Source organism: Streptomyces cinnabarinus (assembly GCF_027270315.1).
Taxonomy (GTDB): domain Bacteria; phylum Actinomycetota; class Actinomycetes; order Streptomycetales; family Streptomycetaceae; genus Streptomyces; species Streptomyces cinnabarinus.
The window spans coordinates 631,272-648,220 of the sequence record NZ_CP114413.1; the positions used below are offsets into that span (position 1 = coordinate 631,272).

The following is a 16,949-nucleotide window of genomic DNA, read 5'->3' on the forward strand; positions in this document are numbered from 1 at the left end:
CGTCCTCCCTGTTGTAGAGGACCGCGCACGGTTTATGCAACTAGTTGCACAACAGGAGAGACCCAGGTCACCGGCTCTCCAGCCGTACGTGCAGTTCACGCTCCTGGTCGCCGGAGGCGGTGCTCAGGTCATGCACCGTGAACAGGTCGTGCAGGGTGTTGCGGAAGCGGTCGATGGCCCAGTAGCCACCCTGCACATCGGCCTCGACGGACGCCGCGAGCCGTCCGCCGGGGTGCACGCCCGGGTGGGGGTGGGAGACGTCGAAGGTGCCCAGCCACACCGTCGGCCGGGTCTCGTGCCAGTCCTGCGGGACGTCCTCGGCGCCCCGGTCCGAGGTGAAGGACGCGCACAGGGCGTCGAACACGATCCGGGCGTCCTCCTTGCTGCATCCGCTGATCTCCACGGAGACGGATTCCGGGTGCAGTCGCTCACTGTCCATCGTGATCGCTCCTCTCAGGGCCGCGCCGCGGCACGGCGACGGGTTCCCCCGCGACACCGTGTCGCACTCCCAGAAAACCACTACATTCCGGGATGTACAGCCCCGAGAGGAGCGCCGGGTCAGCTTCGGGTGAAGCGATAGGTCTTGCTGTCGGTCAGGACGCAGAAGCCCGGGGACAGGACGATCACGCGCAGGGTGCCGGTACGGCGGTCGTAGTCGACGCCCTCGGTCTCGAAGTTGCCCGAGCAGCCGCTGCGCAGCGGGAGCTGCCGCAGGGCGGTGACCCGGCCGGTCACGTCGGCGGAGCCGGGCTCGGCGGACAGGTCGATCCGGAGCAGCGGCTTGGTCATGCCGAAGAGGGTTCCGGCGGGGTCGTCCGAGGAGCACAGCAGGGTGGTCGGGCCGGAGAAGTCGCAGCCCTGCACGTCGCGCACCGGGCGGTCCAGGCGGACGGTGGACGCCTGCGGGAGGTTCGCCGACGGCGAGGTGCCCGGGTTGACGCCCGGTGTCGGGAAGACCAGCAGGCGGTTCATGGTGCCCCACTCCCCCGCCAGCATCCACTGGCCGCCTGGCGTGACGGCGACCCAGGAGTTGTTCAGCGCCTCACCGCCGCTGAGCGTGTGCACGTACTCCGACCAGGCACCGCCCGGCGCCTGCACCCGGAACATCTTCGCGGTGCCGGAGTCGGCCTGGTAGGGCTCGATGTAGTAGCCGTTGTAGGAGGCGTCCGGGTCACCGACGTGGTTCCATCCGCGACTGGACACACCGACCGGGATGGTGCCGATGCCGGTGTAGCGGTTGGGGCTGTTCGCCGGGACCTCCACCGAGGTCAGGCCCTGGCTCTCGGTCAGCGGGTCGGCGCGGTCGGAGCCGACCTCGGTCCAGGTGTCGGCGGCGACGGCGGGCGGTGCGCCGGCCAGGACGGCGGCACTGGCGAGGGCGACGAGTCCGGTCAGCAGGGCGTGACAACGTTGCCGGGCGCGCGAGGGCATGGGCCGACTCCTCGGTTGGGGGGTGGGATGCGGTGTCCGGCCGACAGTCTGGCGCTCCTGGATGGTCATGTACAGACCAATAGCGGAATGTCGGTGGTCGTCCTGATGGCGCTTCCCCGGACGCCCACCGCCGCGTTGAGAGATGGTGGAGGTGAGCGACGCGAGAGGTCGCAGAAACGGTTGAACGCGGTAGAACAAGGGGAGTCGGCACGGGGGACGGCGTGCCGCGCGAAGAAGGCGAAGGCGGTGCGTGGGATGACTTCAGCCGGATCGCCCCTGGCCCGGGGCGACGGACCGGTGCCGGGCCGCGAGGCGGTGCCCGCGTCGGCGCCGGTCGACGGGCCGGTGCGCGGTCCCGTGCGCCCCAGCGGACTGCTCGACGTGCTGGGCGTGGCCTCCGTGGTGCTGGACGCCGAGGGCCGGATCGTCCTGTGGAGTCCGCAGGCCGAGGAGCTCTTCGGCTACAGCGCGCGGGAGGCCCTGGGCCACCCGGCCGTCCGGCTGATGATCCACGAACAGCACTTCGACCTGGTCGTCAAGTTGTTCGCCGATGTCATGGAGACCGGCGAGAGCTGGGCCGGCGCCTTCCCGATCCGGCACAAGGACGGCAGCACCCGACTGGTGGAGTTCCGCAACCAGCGCCTCCTCGACGACCGGGGACATGTGTACGCGCTCGGCCTGGCCGCCGACCAGTCGACGGTGCGCCGTCTCGAACGGGACGTGGCGCTGTCCACGCGCGTCGTCGAGCAGTCACCGATCGGCCTCGCCGTGCTCGACACCGATCTGCGGTACGTCTCCATCAATCCGACGATGGAGCGGATCAACGGCGTCCCCGCCGGCGACCATGTGGGCCGTACCGTCCCCGAGGTCCTGCCGGGACTGGACACGCCCGCCCTGGAATCCGCGGTACGGCGGGTGCTGGAGACCGGGGTGCCGCTGGTCGACCAGGCGACCATGGGACGCACCCCGGCCGATCCGGAGGAGGACCACGCCTGGTCGGTGTCGATGTACCGGCTGGAGGACGCGATCGGGACGGTGCTGGGCGTGGCCTGCTCGGTCGTGGACATCACCGAGCAGCACCGGGCCCAGATCGAGGCGGAGGCCGCGCGCCGGCGCCTCGCCGTCATCGCCGACGCCTCCGCCCGGATCGGCACGACCCTGGAACTGGAGCGCACGGCGCGTGAACTCGCCGACGTGGCCGTCCCCGAGCTCGCCGACATCGCCGCCGTCGATCTGCTGGACGCGGTGGTGGGGGGCAGACGCAGCAGCCTCGGTCCGGCGGAACCCGCTGTGATCCGCGCCCTGGCCGTACAGGCCGAGCGGCCGTCGGAGGCGCTGGACGCCGCCGACCCTCCCGGCCAGATCGCCCGGTACGAGCCCGACCGGCTGGTCACCCGGTGCGTGCGCACCGGCAGTCCCGTCATGGTCGCCGAGGTCGAACCCGCGGACCTGCCCAGCATCGCCCGTTCCGCCGAGGCGGCCGAGGCGCTGAGCCGCGCGGGCGTGCACTCCTATCTGGCGGTCCCGCTCATCGCGCGCGGTGAGGTGCTGGGCGCCCTGGATCTGAAGCGGATCTCCAACCCGCTGCCGTTCGGGGACGACGACCTGCTGCTGGCCCGCGAGCTGGCGGCGCGCGCGGCCGTCCAGATCGACAACGCCCGCTGGTACCAGAACGCCCGCGACACCGCCCTCACCCTCCAGCGCAGCCTGCTGCCCAGCCATCCGGCCGTCACCGGCAGCCTGGAGGTCGCCTCCCGCTACCAGCCCGCGGGCGCCACCGCGGAGGTGGGCGGCGACTGGTTCGACGTCATCCCCCTCGACGGCGGCAAGACCGCGCTGGTCGTCGGCGATGTCATGGGCAGCGGGGTGAACGCCGCCGCGACGATGGGCCGGCTGCGGACCGCGTCCAACACCCTGGCCTCCCTCGACCTCGATCCGGCCCGGCTGCTGGAGCACCTGGACCGGACGACCGAGGGCCTGGACCACTCCATCGCCACCTGTGTCTACGCCGTCCACGACCCGCACGCGCGCGAGTGCCGGATCGCCAACGCCGGGCATCTGCCGCCGGTCCGGGTCCGCGAGGGGCACGCCCCGGAACTCCTCGAACTGCCCACCGGGGCACCGCTCGGCGTGGGCGGGGTGGCCTTCTCCACCACGACCGTGGCGCTGGAGCCCGGGGACCGGCTGGTGTTCTACACCGACGGCCTGGTCGAGACCCGTCAACACCCGCTGGACGAACGCCTCGACGCCCTCCTGGACCTCCTCGACGGCCCCGACCGCCCGCTGGAGGAGGTCTGCGACCTCCTGCTGCGCACCCTGCACCAGCCCGACAACTCCGACGACGTCGCGCTGCTCATCGCGCGAGCCCTGGAACCGGGTCAGGACATTCACAGCTAACCGTTACCGGCTTCTTACCGCCCTCCTCGCACAATCACAGCAAGGCGTGGCCCCGGACGGCCGGGCCGCCGTGGCCGAGGGAGCGAGCCATGACTCACGATCCGGACCAGGAACCCACCGCCGCCCCCGCGGAGGTCCTCGCGAACGGGCCGGACGGGGACCGGCCACCGCGCGGGCCGTGGCGGCGGCTGTCCACCCGGACCCGCACCATCACCGCGGCGACCACGATCGCCGTCCTCGCCCTCGGAGGCACCGTCGCCTACGCCGCCGGCTCGGACGGCGGCGAAAGCGCTGCGACGCCCGCCGCGTCGGCGTCGCCGGACGCACCCGACCGGCCCGGTGAACGACACCACCGCGGCCCGTGGTTCGGCCCGGGCGGTGCCGGTGTGCACGGCGAGTCCACGGTGCGGGACGGGGATGGCGACGACTGGATCGTCCGCGTCTGGCAGCGCGGCACCGTCCAGGAGGTGGACGGCGAGCAGGTCACCGTGCGCAGCGAGGACGGCGCCGAGTGGACCTGGACGGTCGACGACGACACCCGGGTCCATGAGAAGGGCGACTCCGACGGCCTGAAGGAGGGGGACGAGGTGTATCTGGCCGGTACCCGCTCCGACGGCGGCGAGCGGACCGCCGACCATGTCCTCGCGGGCACCTGGGAGAAGAGGGAGCCCGGCGAGCGGCGCGACGAACTGCCCTGGCGCGACGGCGAGGACGGGCCGCGACCCGCCCCGCCCTGGCACCACACGGCGGCCTGAACCTACGGCACCGTCCCCAGCAGGACCTGCGCGTACCGCTCCTCGCACGTCACCTGACGGGGTGTCAATCCGACCCGGCGGAACGCCTCGACGGCCGCCGGGGTCTGCCGTTCGCTCGTCTCGACCAGCAGACAGCCGCCCGGTGCCAGCCAGTTGCCGGCCTCGGCGGCAACCCGGCGCAGCAGATCGAGTCCGTCGGCGCCGCCGTCGAGCGCGCTCAGCGGTTCGTGGTCGCGGGCCTCGGCGGGCAGGAGCGGGACCTCTCCGCTGGGCACGTAGGGGACGTTGGCGGCGAGGATGTCGACCCGCCCGCGCAGACCGGCGGGCAGCGCCTGGAACAGGTCGCCCGCGTACACCCGTCCGCCGTGGGCGGCGACGTTGCGGCGGGCGCAGCGCACCGCGGCCGGGTCGATGTCGGCGGCGTGCAGTTCGACCTGGCCGAGCGCGGCGGCGAGGGCGGCGCCGACGGCTCCCGAGCCGCAGCACAGGTCCACCACCACGGAGGCGTCGGGGACTTGGGCGAGTGCCTGCTCGACGAGGAACTCGGTACGGCGGCGGGGCACGAAGACGCCGGGTTCCACGGCGATCCGCAGGCCCCGGAACTCGGCCCAGCCGAGGACGAGTTCAAGGGGGTGACCGGCCGAGCGCCGGTCCACCATGGCAGCCAGCTCCGCCGGCGAGGAAGCCGCGGTCACCAGCAACCGGGCCTCGTCCTCGGCGAAGACACAGCCCGCGGCACGCAGCGCGTCCACGACGGCGTCACTGGAAAGGGAAGGGGAAGACAAAGGGAGCCTCTCGCGATTCGAAGGGCGCTCCCACGGTCACCGACGACCGGCGACCGCACCGACTCGCGGGATGAGCACCCGACCTGACACAGCGGTAATGGGTCTCACCCCCTCGGCTCCACACGTCCGGGACGATCCACGAACGGGCGGTCAGCGTACCCCAGTGATCAGGTCCCGGCTCCGAGTCGTACGCTGCAACCATGACCGCAAGGGATGTTTCGGACACGGCCGTGGAGGTCGTCCAGCGCGAGATGACGGCCTTCGCCCGCCGCGCCCGCGCCTCGGCCGGGCGCATGCACCCGGAGCTGTCGCTGGTGTCGTACACCCTGCTCAGTCATCTGGAGGAGAGCGGCGGCTGCCGGGCCACCGACCTGGCCGCGCACTACGCCCTGGACAAGTCCACGGTGAGCCGCCAGGTGGCCGCGCTGGAGCGCGATCGGCTGATCGGGCGGAGCCCGGACCCGGACGACCACCGGGTGCAGCTGCTGCATCTGACGGACGCCGGGCGACGGCTGCTCGGGCAGGTCACCGAGCGGCGGCGGGAAGTCGTACGGGAGCGGCTCGCGGACTGGGCGGAGGAGGACCTGGAACGGTTCGCCGGGTATCTCGTGCGCTATAACGCCGGTTAGGCCACCGGCTCCAGCAGATCGCCCGGGACGCGCGTGCCGAGGAAGACAGTGCTACGGCGCAGGCGGAAGCCCAGGGCCTCGTACAGGCGGATCGCGCCGGCGTTGTCGGCGCCGGTGTGCAGGAAGGGCGTCTCGCCGCGCTCCTGGATGCCCTGGGCGACGGCACGCACCAGCCGTCCGGCAAGACCCTGGCCCCGGACGGCGGGGTCGGTGCAGACCGCGCTGATCTCCGTCCAGCCGGGCGGCCGCAGCCGCTCCCCGGCCATCGCGACGAGCGCGCCGCCCCGGCGTATGCCCAGGTAGGTGCCCATGTCCAGGGTGCGGGGCAGGAACGGTCCGGGGCGGGTGCGGGCGACCAGGTCGAGCATCTCGGGCACGTCGGCGGGACCGAGGCGGACCGCCTCCGGGTCGATCGCGCCGATCACGTCCTCGCCGACCAGCTGCACGCCCTCGACGCGGAAGAAGGTCTCCCAGCCCTCGGGGGCCCGGCCCCCGAACCCGATCAGCAGGGCCTCGCCGCCCGGACCGGCGAGCGCGGCGACGTCCGCCCAGTCCGTGGCGTCCGGCTCATCGGGGAGGGCGACCCAGGGCGACACCTCGACGGGGTAGCGCAGGACCCGGCCACGCCGCTCGGCGAACCGGGTGTGCGGGCCGGTCAGCGCGGCCAGCGCCGGATTGTCGAGCACTCGGTCGTACGCCTTGGACATGGGTTCCCTCACTCCTTCGCTGCCACAGAAGCCAAGCAAGATCGGCCGGTGGCTATTCCCACCCGGTCGGACCAGTACCGTTGGATGCGGAACGTACTGATCACGGCCGTCGCGCGCGGCGGTCTGGAGGCACTCCCCGTATGCATGTCACCCGAGGCTTCACCGGGCGCCCCCGCGTCCATAACCCCGGCCTGCCACCGGGCCAGTACGACGCGGGCGACGACTGGCCCGTCCTGTCCGCCGAGGTCACCCCCGAGCTGGCGCCCGACGCGTGGACGTTCCGCGTCGACGGCCTCGTCGCGGAGCCCCGTACCTGGACCTGGGACGAGGCCCACGCGCTGCCCGGGTCGGCGTACGAGGGTGACATCCACTGCGTGACGAGCTGGTCGAAGTTCGGGGTGCGGTTCGGGGGTGTCTCCCTGGACGCCTTCCTGGATGTGGTCCGGCCCCATGAGTCGGCCACCCATGTCGTGGCGTACTCACACACCGGCTACACCACGAACCTCCCGCTCGCGGACCTGACCGGCGGGCGGGCGTGGATCGCCTGGGAGTACGACGGGCAGCCGCTGGCCCCGGAGCACGGTGGCCCGGCACGGCTGCTGGTGCCGCATCTGTACTTCTGGAAGAGCGCGAAGTGGATCGCCGGTCTGCGCGTCCTCGACCACGACGAGCCGGGCTTCTGGGAGCGGAACGGCTATCACGAGCGGGGCAACCCCTGGGAAGAGCAGCGGTACACCGGTGACTGAGACCTTCACTCCCCCGACCCGCTTCGCCGTACCCGGGCGTATCGCGGTCAGCAACCAGACGGCGACGCTGTGGCAGCCCGCCACCATCGCCGAGATCCGGCGCGAGACCCCGCGCGCGGCCACCGTGCGGCTCGCGGTGCCCGCCTGGACGGGGCATGTGCCCGGCCAGCACCTGATGCTCCGGCTGACCGCCGAGGACGGCTACGCGGCCCAGCGTCACTACTCGATCGCGTCGGCCCCCGACGAATCCGGGCACATCGAGCTGACCCTCGACCATGTCGAGGGCGGCGAGGTCTCCGGCTGGTTCCACGGCCAGGCCCGGCCCGGCGACCGGGTCGAGGTGCGTGGCCCGGTGAGCGGCTTCTTCGCCTGGCCCGGGGACCGGCCCGCGCTGCTGATCGGCGCCGGATCCGGCGTCGTACCGCTGATGTCGATGGTCCGCCACCACCGCGCCCGCGCCCTGGACGTGCCGCTACGGCTGCTGGTATCCGCGCGCAGCCCCGAGGAGCTGATCTACGCGCGGGAGTACGGCACGGAGACGACGCCGGTGTTCACCCGGAGCGCCCCGGAGGGTGTACCGGTCGGACGGATGTCTGCCACGCATGTGGCGCCGCTCCTGGCCGCGCAGCCGCCCGGCGGCTGGGAGGCCTACGTCTGCGGCTCCAACGGCTTCGCCGAGCACGCCTCACGCCTGCTCGTCGCCGCCGGCCAGCCGGTCGACCGGATCCGGATCGAACGCTTCGGCTGACGCCCCGGGGCCGCGGCAATGGTCCGACCACCGGAGACGGCTCGACACCGTCGCGCCCACACCCGGGGCACCGACCTGGCGAAAGGTCCGATCACCGACGTACCTTGTGATCATCCGTGCCTCCTCTTCGCAAAGGCGGTCATCCATGGCCCTGTTCGACCTTCCGCTCGACGAACTGCGCGAGTACGTCAGTGAGTCCGTCGCTCCCGAGGACTTCGACTCCTTCTGGTCCAAGACCCTCCAGGAGGCCCGTGAGCACGATCTGGACGCCCGCTTCGAGCCGGTCGACACGGGACTGTCCACGGTGACGGTGTACGACGTGACGTTCGCCGGGTTCGGCGGCCACCCGGTGAAGGGCTGGCTGACGCTGCCCGCGGCGGCGGAGGAGCCGCTGCCGCTGGTGGTGGAGTTCATCGGCTACGGCGGCGGGCGCGGACTGCCGCACGAGCATCTGCTGTGGGCGTCCTCGGGGCGGGCCCACTTCGTGATGGACACCCGCGGCCAGGGCAGCGCGTGGGGCGGTGGCGGCGGTACGGCGGACCCGGTAGGCGGGGCGCCCGCGTTCCCCGGGTTCATGACGCGCGGGATCGACGCGCCCGAGAACTACTACTACCGGCGGGTGTTCACGGACGCGGTACGGGCGGTGGAGGCGGCCCGTTCGCATCCGCTGACCGACGCCTCGCGCACCGTGGCGCTGGGCTCCAGCCAGGGTGGCGGGATCACGATCGCCGTGGGCGGCCTGGTGCCGGATCTGAAGGCTGTCGCTCCGGATGTGCCGTTCCTGTGCGACTACCCGCGCGCGACCACACTGACGGACCGTCACCCCTACCGTGAGATCGGCCTCTACCTCAAGACGCACCGCGGCCGCACCGAGGACGCGCTGCGCACGCTCTCCTACTTCGACGGTGTCCACTTCGCCGCCCGCGGCCGGGCCCCGGCCCTGTTCTCGGCCGCCCTGGAGGACCAGACCTGCCCGCCCTCCACCGTCTTCGCGGCCTTCAACGCCTGGGCCCACGAGGACAAGACGATCGAGGTGTACGAGTTCAACGACCATGAGGGCGGCGGCCCTTACCACGACGCGGCCAAGCTCCGCTGGCTGCGGTCGTACACCTGACGAAAGCGGGGCCCGGCGGGCCGGTTTCGGCCGAACCGGCCCGATGCCCTTCCCTGGTGGTTTAGACCAATGCTAGATCTGGTGGCGCAATGAGTCGGCACGACTACGGCACGTCATCAACAGGAGGGCGCGGCATGGCCCGCACCACCCCGCACGACCACCCGCTCACCGAGGGGCAGCCCCTCTACTGGCGCATCGCGACGCAGTTGCTCGACGAACTGCGCGACGGGACGATCCCGCCCGGCGAACGCCTGCCGGGCGAACGGCACTTGGCGCAACACTACGGGGTCAGCAGGGAGACCGTACGGCAGGCCCTGGAAGTGCTGCGGCACGACGGCCTGGTCGCCACCGACCGGCGCGGCAGCCACGCCACGCTGCCCGGCCAGCCGGTGGAGAACCCCGCGGCGCTGACCTTCCCGGTCGGCGCCCGGGCGGCCGATCCGGGCGCCGTGGACCGGGCGACGGTCACCTGGGAGGCCCCTCCGCCGGGCCACGCCCAGGCGCTGGGCCTCGCCCCGCACCGCCCGACCCTGGTGCACCGCTACGAGTCCGCGGGCGCCGGCGGACAGGGCCGCCGGACGGCCGTGACCTCGTTCTCGGCCGTGGCGCTCGCCGAGGTCGAGGAGCTGGGCCGCTACAAGGAGCGCGCCGACGGCTCGACCTCGGCCCAGTTGTGCCGCGCCTACGACTGGATGCGCAAGGCGGGCCTGACCCTGCACCACCGGGACGCCATCACCCCGCTCGCGGGCGCCTCCTCGGTCCGGGTCACCCGGCGCGTGCACGACCAGTACGCCCGCCCGCTGGAGATCACCGACCTGCTGGTGGACGCCCGGCAGGACGCGCTGGTCTACGAGTTCACGCTCCCGGCGGCCGGCTGATCCAGCGCGCGCCGGGCGATCACCATCCGGACCCGCGGACTGCCGTCGCGGCGCTGCCCGAACTCGGGCAGCGCCGTCAACTCCACCGCCAGACCGGCACGTTCCAGCTCCCGGCGCACCTCGCCGAGCCGGAAGGCGCGGTAGTACATCACGAACGGCGGGCGCCAGACAGCATTGCGCACCCGCATCACCGCGTCGAAGCCGAACAGCATCCAGTACGCGCACGAGGTGGGCCTGGGCGGGGCGACGACCGGGAAGACGAAGGCGCCGCCGGGTCGCAGGACGGAGTGCACCTGGGCGAACAGGCCCGGCAGTTCGCGCGGCAGGAAGTGCCCGAACGCCCCGAAGCTCACCACCAGGTCGAAGGCCGGGGCGAAGGGCAGGGCGCGGGCGTCGGCCCGGACGTAGGAGACGGTCGGCGTGGGCTTCCGGCGGCGCTCGCGCGCGATCGCGAGCATGCCCGCGCTGAAGTCGACCCCGGTGACGCCGTCTCGGCACACCCGCGCGAGGACGTCGATCCCGGCGCCCGTGCCGCAGCACAGATCGAGTCCGGTACCGAAGGGGCCCATCCGTTCCAGTGCCGCGGCGACGGCGTCGAGCACCGAGTCCGGGGTGCGGAAGGGGGTGTGGTCGAACTTCGGGGCCAGCAGGTCGTAGCCGCGCTCGACGGACGACAGTGCCTGGACGGCGAGTTCGCGCAGGGAGGGGCCTTCGGGGCTGAACATCCGCGTCAGCTTAGAGGACGGGTCAGCTCAGGGGTGCCCGCTGCTCGACGACCGTACGGACGCGTTCGCACCAGCGCAGGATCTCCCGCTCGTAGGCGAGACCGGCCTGGAGGGTGAGATACGGCCCGACGCGGTCGGTCTCGCGCAGGTACTCCTCCTCGGTCCGCCCGGCCAGGAGCCGGTCCCGGACCCGCTCGTAGCGGGCGAGTTTGCCCCGCGCCCAGGACATCCGCTCCTCGACGAGGGCGCGGGTCGCCGCAGGGTCCGACTCGTCCATGGCCTGGATCTTGATCAGCAGTTCGTCCCGCATCGCGGCGGGCCGCCGGACCGGCTCGACCGCGAACGCGCGCAGCTCCTCGCGGCCGGTCTCGGTCAGCGTGAACATCCGCTTGTTGGGCCGGCGCTCCTGCTGCACCACCCGGGCCTGGACCAGGCCGTCCTGTGCCAGTCGCTCCAGCTCGCGGTAGAGCTGCTGCGGGGTCGCCGCCCAGAAGTTCGCGAGCGACACGTCGAACAGCTTGGACAGCTCGTAGCCCGAGGCCTCCCCCTCCAGGAGGGCGGCGAGAACGGCGTGCTTCAGAGACATATGGACACGCTAGCAGGATGTGATTAATCTCTTCTGCACCTACTCAACAAATTGACTATCACCAGGACTGTGGAGGCTGTGATGCGGGCTTTCCGTGAGGCCATCGAGAAGTGGGACCTCGACGCCGCCGAGGCGCTGCTGGCCGAGGACGTCGTCTTCACCAGCCCGGCCGTGTTCAAGCCGTACCCCGGCAAGGCGATGACCGCGGCGATCCTGCACGGGGTGGCGCGGGTCTTCGAGGACTTCCGGTACGTCCGTGAGATCAACGACGTGGGCGGCCGCGACCACGCGCTGGTCTTCAAGGCCCGGGTGGGCGACCGGGAGATCCAGGGCTGCGACTTCATCCACGTCAACGACGACGGCCTGATCGACGAGTTCACGGTGATGGTCCGCCCGCTGTCGGCCGCGCAGGCGCTGGCGGCCGCCATGGGCGCGCAGTTCGACCGGATCGCGGAGGAGGCGCAGAAGCGTTCGGCGTGACTCGGCCCCTTCCGCGGCCGTTCGCGGTTGGATGTCCTCATGGGCATCGACGAGCACGCAGGGCTGATGCGGGCCAACCAGGCGAACTGGGACGCCCGCACCCCCGTCCACCTCGCCAGCCGCTGCTACGGGCTCGACCAGGACCTGGGTGGCCTGGCCGGACGTGACGTGCTCCACCTCCAGTGCCATCTCGGCACCGAGACGATCGCCTTCGCCGAGGAGGCGGGCGCCGAGATCACCTACGTGCCGGCGAACGCGTAGGACGCCGTGGTGGCCCTCGGACCGGAGCGGTTCGATGTCGTGTGCACCGGCAAGGGCGCCCTGTGCTACCTGCCGGACCTGCCGCGCTGGGCCGGTGTGGTGGCCGAACTGCTGTGCCCCGGCGGGATGTTGTACCTGGTCGAGTTCCATCCGCTGCTCAACGGCCCGGCCGTCGAGGGTGCCACCGACAGCTTCGAGTGGATGCACGGAATAGGAGAGGTCGTCACCGCGTTGAGCCAGGCAGGACTGACCGTCCGGCGGCTCCGCGAGAGCGACGAGCTGCCGTGGCAGCGCTGGCCGCACTTGGTCCGCACCCCGTCCGGCTGGTGGCGCCTGCCCGAGCCGCGAATCCCCCTCCTGTACGGACTCCTCGCCACCCGCTGAGCCCGCGTGGTACGGTCCCACCAGCACTTGTGTACGCCCGGTCCTGGGCGCCGGTGCCAGTTCTCCTTCAGTCAGCCGGTTCTCACCGGCTCTCTCTCCACCTCGTGACCTGCGGTTCCGCCGTACCCCGAGGTGTCGTTCCCGCCGCACGAAGGCGCTCTGTCCGCCTCGTTTCCGCGGCCTTCCCCCTCCCTGCGCATGTCCCATGCCGTAAGTCCGTGAAAGGACCCACTCCCATGACCACCACACTCGAACCCCCAGTCCAAAACTCCGTGCCCGCGACCGTCATCGGCGTGCTCGACATCGACGCGAGCGGGAAGGGGCACCTGCGGGCCGCCGACAGCCTGCTGCCCACCTCCTCCGACCTCCAGGTCCCCGCCGCCCTGATCCGCCGCCACGGCCTGCGCAAGGGCGACCTCGTCGAAGGTGTACGAGGCGACCGGCGGACCCTGACCGGGATCGCCCGCGTCAACAGCCGAGCCCCCGAACGCGACCGACGCCGCTTCGCCGACCTGACACCCCTTCACCCGAGCGAGCGCATTCGCCTCGAACACCCGGCAGCAGGCCTGACCGGACGCGTCACCGACCTGATCGCCCCGGTCGGCAAGGGCCAGCGGGGACTGATCGTGGCCCCGCCCAAGACCGGCAAGACGGTGCTGCTCCAGCAGATCGCCGCGGCCGTGGCCGGCAATCACCCCGAGTGCCGCCTGATGGTGGTACTGCTCGACGAACGCCCCGAGGAAGTCACCGAGATGCGGCGCTCCGTGCGCGGCGAGGTGTACGCCTCGACGTTCGACCGGGCGCCCAAGCAGCACATCGCGCTCGCCGAACTCGTCATCGAACGGGCCAAGCGGCTCGTCGAGGCGGGCGAGGACGTGGTGATCCTGCTCGACTCGCTGACCCGGCTCTGCCGGGCCCACAACAACGCGGCCGCCGCGGGTGGCCGCACCCTCAGCGGCGGTGTCGACGCCTCCGCGCTCATCGGCCCCAAGCGGTTCTTCGGCGCCGCGCGGGCCGCCGAGGAGGGCGGCTCGCTCACGATCCTCGCCACCGCCCTGGTGGAGACCGGCTCCCGCGCCGACGACTACTTCTTCGAGGAGCTCAAGAGCACCGGCAACATGGAGCTCCGCCTGAACCGCGACCTGGCCTCCCGCCGCGTCTTCCCCGCCATCGACATCACCCCCTCCGGCACCCGCCGCGAGGAACTCCTCCTGACCACCCCCGAGTTGACCGCCGTACACGGCCTGCGCCGGGTCCTCCAGGCCAAGGACGGCCTGGAGACCCTGCTGGAACGGATGCGCGAGACGCCGGACAACGCGACGTTCCTGAGGCGGATCCAGCCGACGCTGCCGAAGGCGGCGTGATCGCGTCAGGGTGAGATGGTCCGGCCCAGCACCTGCAACTCGTGGTCGAAATACTCATCGTCTTCGCCGAGCCACCGTGCGGCTCGCCCGCCGTAGCGGAGCGCCAGTTCCCAGGCGTTCCAGCGCAGGCCCGCCGCGAAGACGGGGGCAACGGCACGCGCGAGCGACACCACCGCCCGCAAGTGCCCCTCCCGCGCGGACGACGCGTCCTGATCGGCCGCTCGGTTCTCGGGCACCCACGCGCCGAGCGCACCCAGCACCGCGTCGGCCTCCGCAACAATGCTTTCCGGGGGCACCTGCGGATGGCTCGAGAACCAGGCGTAGTGCTCTGCCACGGCCCGGGCACGCGCCGGGTCGCCGATCAAGTAGGGAGGTTCCGACAGCACATGAGCCTGCCTTCCGGCCAGCCGGAGGTGCGAGCCCGTGGCTGTGATCAGCCCACGGGAGCCGAGTTCGGCCGCCGCCCGATCTCCGTGGGAGTCGCCGAGCAACGCGGGCAGATGCGGCAGTGCCGGCAGATCGCCGCCGAGGGCGACGGCGTACTGAAAGGCGTCACGGGCGGTGTCGCTCAGCCCGGCCACGAGCTGTCGCATCAGGTCGGAACTCCGCGCGGGCGGTAACATCCGATCCGTCCGCCGCCGCAGCAGCGCCCCGGCCTGGAAGGCCCGCAGCGGCAGATGGAACGACTCCGTTCCCAGGTCCTCCGCCCAGGATCGCTCGGCGGCGGTCAACTCCCGGCCCGCGGTGGCCTCCACCGTGCCCAGCCAGTGGGTCTGGCGCAGGCCGCGCAGCATGACGTCCTCGGCTCCTTCGAGCGGGGGCGGTGCGACCCGGGGATCGGGGCAGACGAGGACAGCGCACTCCGGGAGGGCGTCCAGGAGGCGGGCCAGGTCCACAAGTTCGGTGTTCACCTCGTCGATCAACACGATCGCGCCGATGTCACGACTGAGCTTGAGCAGAGTGCGCTGGTCGGGCCGGTACCGGGGAGCGTCGTACACGGCGGCGAACAGGTCGTGCAGCAGTTCGCCGTGCCACCGGTACCGGTAGCCGGACAGTCGGATGACGCCGTCCGGTGCGACGTCGGCGCAGTCTGCCGCGACCCGGTCCAGAAGGGTGGTACGGCCGCTGCCAGAGGGGCCGAGGAGCCGTACGCACCGGCCTCGGGTGAGGGCCTGCACCACGGTCGCCCGTTCCGCCTCGCGAAGGAACGGCCCCGGTTGCGGGGACCAGCCCGCGGGCGCCGCCGGCTGTTCCGGCTCGGCGCCCTTGCGGGGCTCCTTCTCCGCTCCCGCCGGGAGGCGGGCCACCTGAGTGGTGCCGGTGGCGGAGATGGTCAGCAGCAACGCACCCGTGGTCACCGTGGCCAGGTCAGAGGTGTCGTGCTGCCCGGCAGTTCTGTCTGAGCGGGACTCGAGGGCGGTGCGCATCATCTTGGCCGACACGAAGCGCTGGTCCGGGTCCTTGGCGAGCGCTCTGAGGACAATCGCGTCCAACTCAGCCGGGATCGCGGGCACGACGCGGCTCGGCGGCTCGGGGTCGTCCAGCGTGTGCCCGGACAGCACCGACAGCGTCGTGTCCCCGGTGAACGGCGCCTCGCCCGTGAGCAGTTCGTACAGCAGACAGCCGGTCGCGTAGAGATCGGAGCGGGCGTCGGGCGGACGGCCGGTGATCCGCTCCGGCGCCAGATACTGAACCGGGGAGAGGGGAACCCGCTCATGGCCGGGTGCCCGGACACCGAAGTCCTTCACCTTGACCTGGCCGTCGCGTGTCACCAAGACGTTCGTCGCCTTGATGTCGCCATGGAGCACGCTTTTGCGGTGGGCGAACTCCAGGCTCCGGAGGATGCCGCACGTCACGTCCCTCGCCCGCGTCGGTGACAGCCTGCCGTCCCGGTCGAGAATCTGGCGGAGCGAGGACCCGTCGACGTACTCCGTCACCAGGTAGGGGACCACGACCCCGTCGACACTGTCCTCACCACGCCCGTGCACCGCGACGATCCCGGGGTGGTCGAGCGCGGCCGCCGACTCGACGACCTCACGGCCGAACCAGCCGACGGAAGAGGGATCCACATGGTCCTCACGCGGTGACTTCACCACCACCGTCAGGCCGCTACGGATGTCCCGAGCAAGGCGGACCTGCGCGATGTGTCCGCGTCCCAGACCCCCGCCGAGCTCGTACCGGCCGCCGAGGAGATACGGCCCCGGTGCGAGCTCGACGCGGGCGCGCGCGATGACCACGCGGAACTGCACCTCGGCCCAGAGCAGGGGCCGCTGTCTGAGGCCCGCGGCGTGCATGTGCTCGCAGACGTACTCGTAGAGGTCGGTGTGGCTCACCCATCCGTCGTGGTTGCCGTCCGCCTCCCCCGAACGCAGTCCGTCGATCACCGCGCCGGTGAACCGGGACGGCTCGGGCTCGAGCTCGCTGAGGTGGCTGCCCTCCCAGGCGTACTCGGTGCGGTTCGTCGCGGTGAGGACCGCCCGGCCGTGACCGTCCAGCGCGTCCTTGAGGTGCACGCCGGTGTCGCCCTTGGTCCCGGGCAGAAAGGCGCCGCTGTAGCAGCAGTCCAGCAGCAGGACGATGGACAGGGCCCGGCAGCGGCGCATCTGCGCGTGCAGGAAGGCGGCCTCGACGGCGGAGGAACCGAGCAGGTTCCGGTCCGTGTCGCGGGCCGCGAAGTACAGGTCGCCGTCGTCGTCCTTGATGCCGTGGCAGGAGATGTGCAGCAGCAGGACGTCGCTTCTGCTGCGGTCGCGGAAGAACCGCTCGATGGCCCGCTTCACCTCGTGGTGCCGGGCGTCCACCACGGTCTCGACCCGGAAGTCCCCGATGCCCGGGTCCGCCAGCACCTCGGCCAGCCCCTCCACGTCCCGTCCGGGCGAGCGCAGGCGTCGCAGGTCGGCGCTGTCGTACTGGCCCGTGGCAATCAGCAGGGCGTAGCGGTCGCCGGCCACGACGGGGG

16 protein-coding genes and 1 pseudogene are annotated in these 16,949 nt (G+C 71.9%); 10 read left to right on the plus strand and 7 right to left on the minus strand.

Features of this window, described 5'->3' with window-relative positions:
- Positions 1-67: 67 nt before the first annotated feature.
- Both STRCI_RS02940 and STRCI_RS02945 read right to left on the minus strand, forming a co-directional pair.
- A complete protein-coding gene (locus tag STRCI_RS02940; RefSeq protein ID WP_269657223.1) occupies positions 68-439 on the minus strand; it encodes a hypothetical protein in 372 nt (123 codons plus the stop codon).
- A gap of 119 nt (positions 440-558) precedes the next feature.
- Positions 559-1,431: a hypothetical protein gene (locus STRCI_RS02945; protein WP_269657224.1), complete on the minus strand. Its 873-nt coding sequence runs from the start codon at positions 1,429-1,431 to the stop codon at positions 559-561.
- 255 nt (positions 1,432-1,686) lie between these two features.
- Between STRCI_RS02945 and STRCI_RS02950 the strand changes: the two genes are divergently transcribed.
- Both STRCI_RS02950 and STRCI_RS02955 read left to right on the plus strand, forming a co-directional pair.
- Complete coding sequence (locus tag STRCI_RS02950; protein ID WP_269657225.1) at positions 1,687-3,828, plus strand: SpoIIE family protein phosphatase; 2,142 nt, start codon at positions 1,687-1,689, stop codon at positions 3,826-3,828.
- A gap of 89 nt (positions 3,829-3,917) precedes the next feature.
- Positions 3,918-4,583, plus strand: a complete 666-nt coding sequence (locus STRCI_RS02955; protein WP_269657226.1) for a DUF5666 domain-containing protein — start codon at positions 3,918-3,920, stop codon at positions 4,581-4,583.
- A 2-nt stretch (positions 4,584-4,585) separates the two neighbouring features.
- Here the strand turns inward: STRCI_RS02955 and STRCI_RS02960 are convergent, their stop codons facing one another.
- On the minus strand, positions 4,586-5,335 hold the full coding sequence (locus STRCI_RS02960; protein WP_269657227.1) for a putative protein N(5)-glutamine methyltransferase: 750 nt from the start codon (positions 5,333-5,335) through the stop codon (positions 4,586-4,588).
- Positions 5,336-5,568: 233 nt separating this feature from the next.
- On the opposite strand from STRCI_RS02960, the gene STRCI_RS02965 reads away from it, so the two are divergent.
- Positions 5,569-5,997, plus strand: coding sequence for a MarR family winged helix-turn-helix transcriptional regulator (locus STRCI_RS02965; RefSeq protein ID WP_269657228.1), 429 nt, complete (start codon positions 5,569-5,571; stop codon positions 5,995-5,997).
- Here STRCI_RS02965 and STRCI_RS02970 read toward each other — a convergent pair.
- Positions 5,994-6,704: a GNAT family N-acetyltransferase gene (locus tag STRCI_RS02970; protein WP_269657229.1), complete on the minus strand. Its 711-nt coding sequence runs from the start codon at positions 6,702-6,704 to the stop codon at positions 5,994-5,996. The two genes, STRCI_RS02965 and STRCI_RS02970, sit on opposite strands and share 4 nt — an antisense overlap.
- Positions 6,705-6,844: 140 nt before the next feature.
- Between STRCI_RS02970 and STRCI_RS02975 the strand changes: the two genes are divergently transcribed.
- The 4 genes from STRCI_RS02975 to STRCI_RS02990 all read left to right on the plus strand — a co-directional run bounded on the left by STRCI_RS02975 (position 6,845) and on the right by STRCI_RS02990 (position 10,190).
- Positions 6,845-7,450 (plus strand): sulfite oxidase-like oxidoreductase, encoded by a 606-nt coding sequence (locus STRCI_RS02975; RefSeq protein WP_269657230.1) that lies wholly within the window; start codon positions 6,845-6,847, stop codon positions 7,448-7,450.
- Complete coding sequence (locus STRCI_RS02980; protein WP_269657231.1) at positions 7,443-8,198, plus strand: ferredoxin reductase; 756 nt, start codon at positions 7,443-7,445, stop codon at positions 8,196-8,198. The genes STRCI_RS02975 and STRCI_RS02980 overlap by 8 nt, the downstream gene beginning before the upstream one ends.
- 145 nt (positions 8,199-8,343) lie before the next feature.
- The gene (locus STRCI_RS02985; protein ID WP_269657232.1) at positions 8,344-9,312 is read left to right on the plus strand and encodes an acetylxylan esterase; all 969 of its coding nucleotides are present in this window, start codon (positions 8,344-8,346) and stop codon (positions 9,310-9,312) included.
- 134 nt (positions 9,313-9,446) lie between these two features.
- Positions 9,447-10,190 carry a GntR family transcriptional regulator gene (locus STRCI_RS02990; RefSeq protein ID WP_269657233.1) on the plus strand — a complete coding sequence of 248 codons (744 nt, stop codon included), beginning with the start codon at positions 9,447-9,449 and terminating at the stop codon, positions 10,188-10,190.
- On the opposite strand, the gene STRCI_RS02995 is transcribed toward STRCI_RS02990, so the two are convergent.
- Both STRCI_RS02995 and STRCI_RS03000 read right to left on the minus strand, forming a co-directional pair.
- Positions 10,160-10,915, minus strand: a complete 756-nt coding sequence (locus STRCI_RS02995) for a class I SAM-dependent methyltransferase (protein WP_269657234.1) — start codon at positions 10,913-10,915, stop codon at positions 10,160-10,162. The two genes, STRCI_RS02990 and STRCI_RS02995, sit on opposite strands and share 31 nt — an antisense overlap.
- A 22-nt stretch (positions 10,916-10,937) precedes the next feature.
- Positions 10,938-11,501 carry a PadR family transcriptional regulator gene (locus STRCI_RS03000; protein ID WP_269657235.1) on the minus strand — a complete coding sequence of 188 codons (564 nt, stop codon included), beginning with the start codon at positions 11,499-11,501 and terminating at the stop codon, positions 10,938-10,940.
- Positions 11,502-11,582: 81 nt separating this feature from the next.
- On the opposite strand from STRCI_RS03000, the gene STRCI_RS03005 reads away from it, so the two are divergent.
- From STRCI_RS03005 to rho, 3 genes and pseudogenes are all read left to right on the plus strand, one after another.
- Positions 11,583-11,981: a nuclear transport factor 2 family protein gene (locus STRCI_RS03005; RefSeq protein WP_269657236.1), complete on the plus strand. Its 399-nt coding sequence runs from the start codon at positions 11,583-11,585 to the stop codon at positions 11,979-11,981.
- Positions 11,982-12,020: 39 nt separating this feature from the next.
- Positions 12,021-12,626, plus strand: a pseudogene (locus STRCI_RS03010) (methyltransferase domain-containing protein).
- A gap of 236 nt (positions 12,627-12,862) precedes the next feature.
- On the plus strand, positions 12,863-13,990 hold the full coding sequence (gene rho, locus STRCI_RS03015; protein WP_269657237.1) for a transcription termination factor Rho: 1,128 nt from the start codon (positions 12,863-12,865) through the stop codon (positions 13,988-13,990).
- Between the two features lie 5 nt (positions 13,991-13,995).
- Here the strand turns inward: rho and STRCI_RS03020 are convergent, their stop codons facing one another.
- Positions 13,996-16,941: a caspase, EACC1-associated type gene (locus tag STRCI_RS03020; RefSeq protein WP_269657238.1), complete on the minus strand. Its 2,946-nt coding sequence runs from the start codon at positions 16,939-16,941 to the stop codon at positions 13,996-13,998.
- Positions 16,942-16,949: the final 8 nt, after the last annotated feature.

Coding starts and splice junctions, on each gene's coding strand:
- STRCI_RS03005 (WP_269657236.1), top strand. CDS start 11,583: ATGCGGGCTTTCCGTGAGGCCATCGAGAAGTGGGACCTCGACGCCGCC.
- STRCI_RS02985 (WP_269657232.1), top strand. CDS start 8,344: ATGGCCCTGTTCGACCTTCCGCTCGACGAACTGCGCGAGTACGTCAGT.
- STRCI_RS02955 (WP_269657226.1), top strand. CDS start 3,918: ATGACTCACGATCCGGACCAGGAACCCACCGCCGCCCCCGCGGAGGTC.
- STRCI_RS02950 (WP_269657225.1), top strand. CDS start 1,687: ATGACTTCAGCCGGATCGCCCCTGGCCCGGGGCGACGGACCGGTGCCG.
- STRCI_RS02945 (WP_269657224.1), bottom strand. CDS start 1,431: ATGCCCTCGCGCGCCCGGCAACGTTGTCACGCCCTGCTGACCGGACTC.
- STRCI_RS02940 (WP_269657223.1), bottom strand. CDS start 439: ATGGACAGTGAGCGACTGCACCCGGAATCCGTCTCCGTGGAGATCAGC.
- STRCI_RS02970 (WP_269657229.1), bottom strand. CDS start 6,704: ATGTCCAAGGCGTACGACCGAGTGCTCGACAATCCGGCGCTGGCCGCG.
- rho (WP_269657237.1), top strand. CDS start 12,863: ATGACCACCACACTCGAACCCCCAGTCCAAAACTCCGTGCCCGCGACC.
- STRCI_RS02990 (WP_269657233.1), top strand. CDS start 9,447: ATGGCCCGCACCACCCCGCACGACCACCCGCTCACCGAGGGGCAGCCC.
- STRCI_RS02975 (WP_269657230.1), top strand. CDS start 6,845: ATGCATGTCACCCGAGGCTTCACCGGGCGCCCCCGCGTCCATAACCCC.
- STRCI_RS02995 (WP_269657234.1), bottom strand. CDS start 10,915: ATGTTCAGCCCCGAAGGCCCCTCCCTGCGCGAACTCGCCGTCCAGGCA.
- STRCI_RS02965 (WP_269657228.1), top strand. CDS start 5,569: ATGACCGCAAGGGATGTTTCGGACACGGCCGTGGAGGTCGTCCAGCGC.
- STRCI_RS03000 (WP_269657235.1), bottom strand. CDS start 11,501: ATGTCTCTGAAGCACGCCGTTCTCGCCGCCCTCCTGGAGGGGGAGGCC.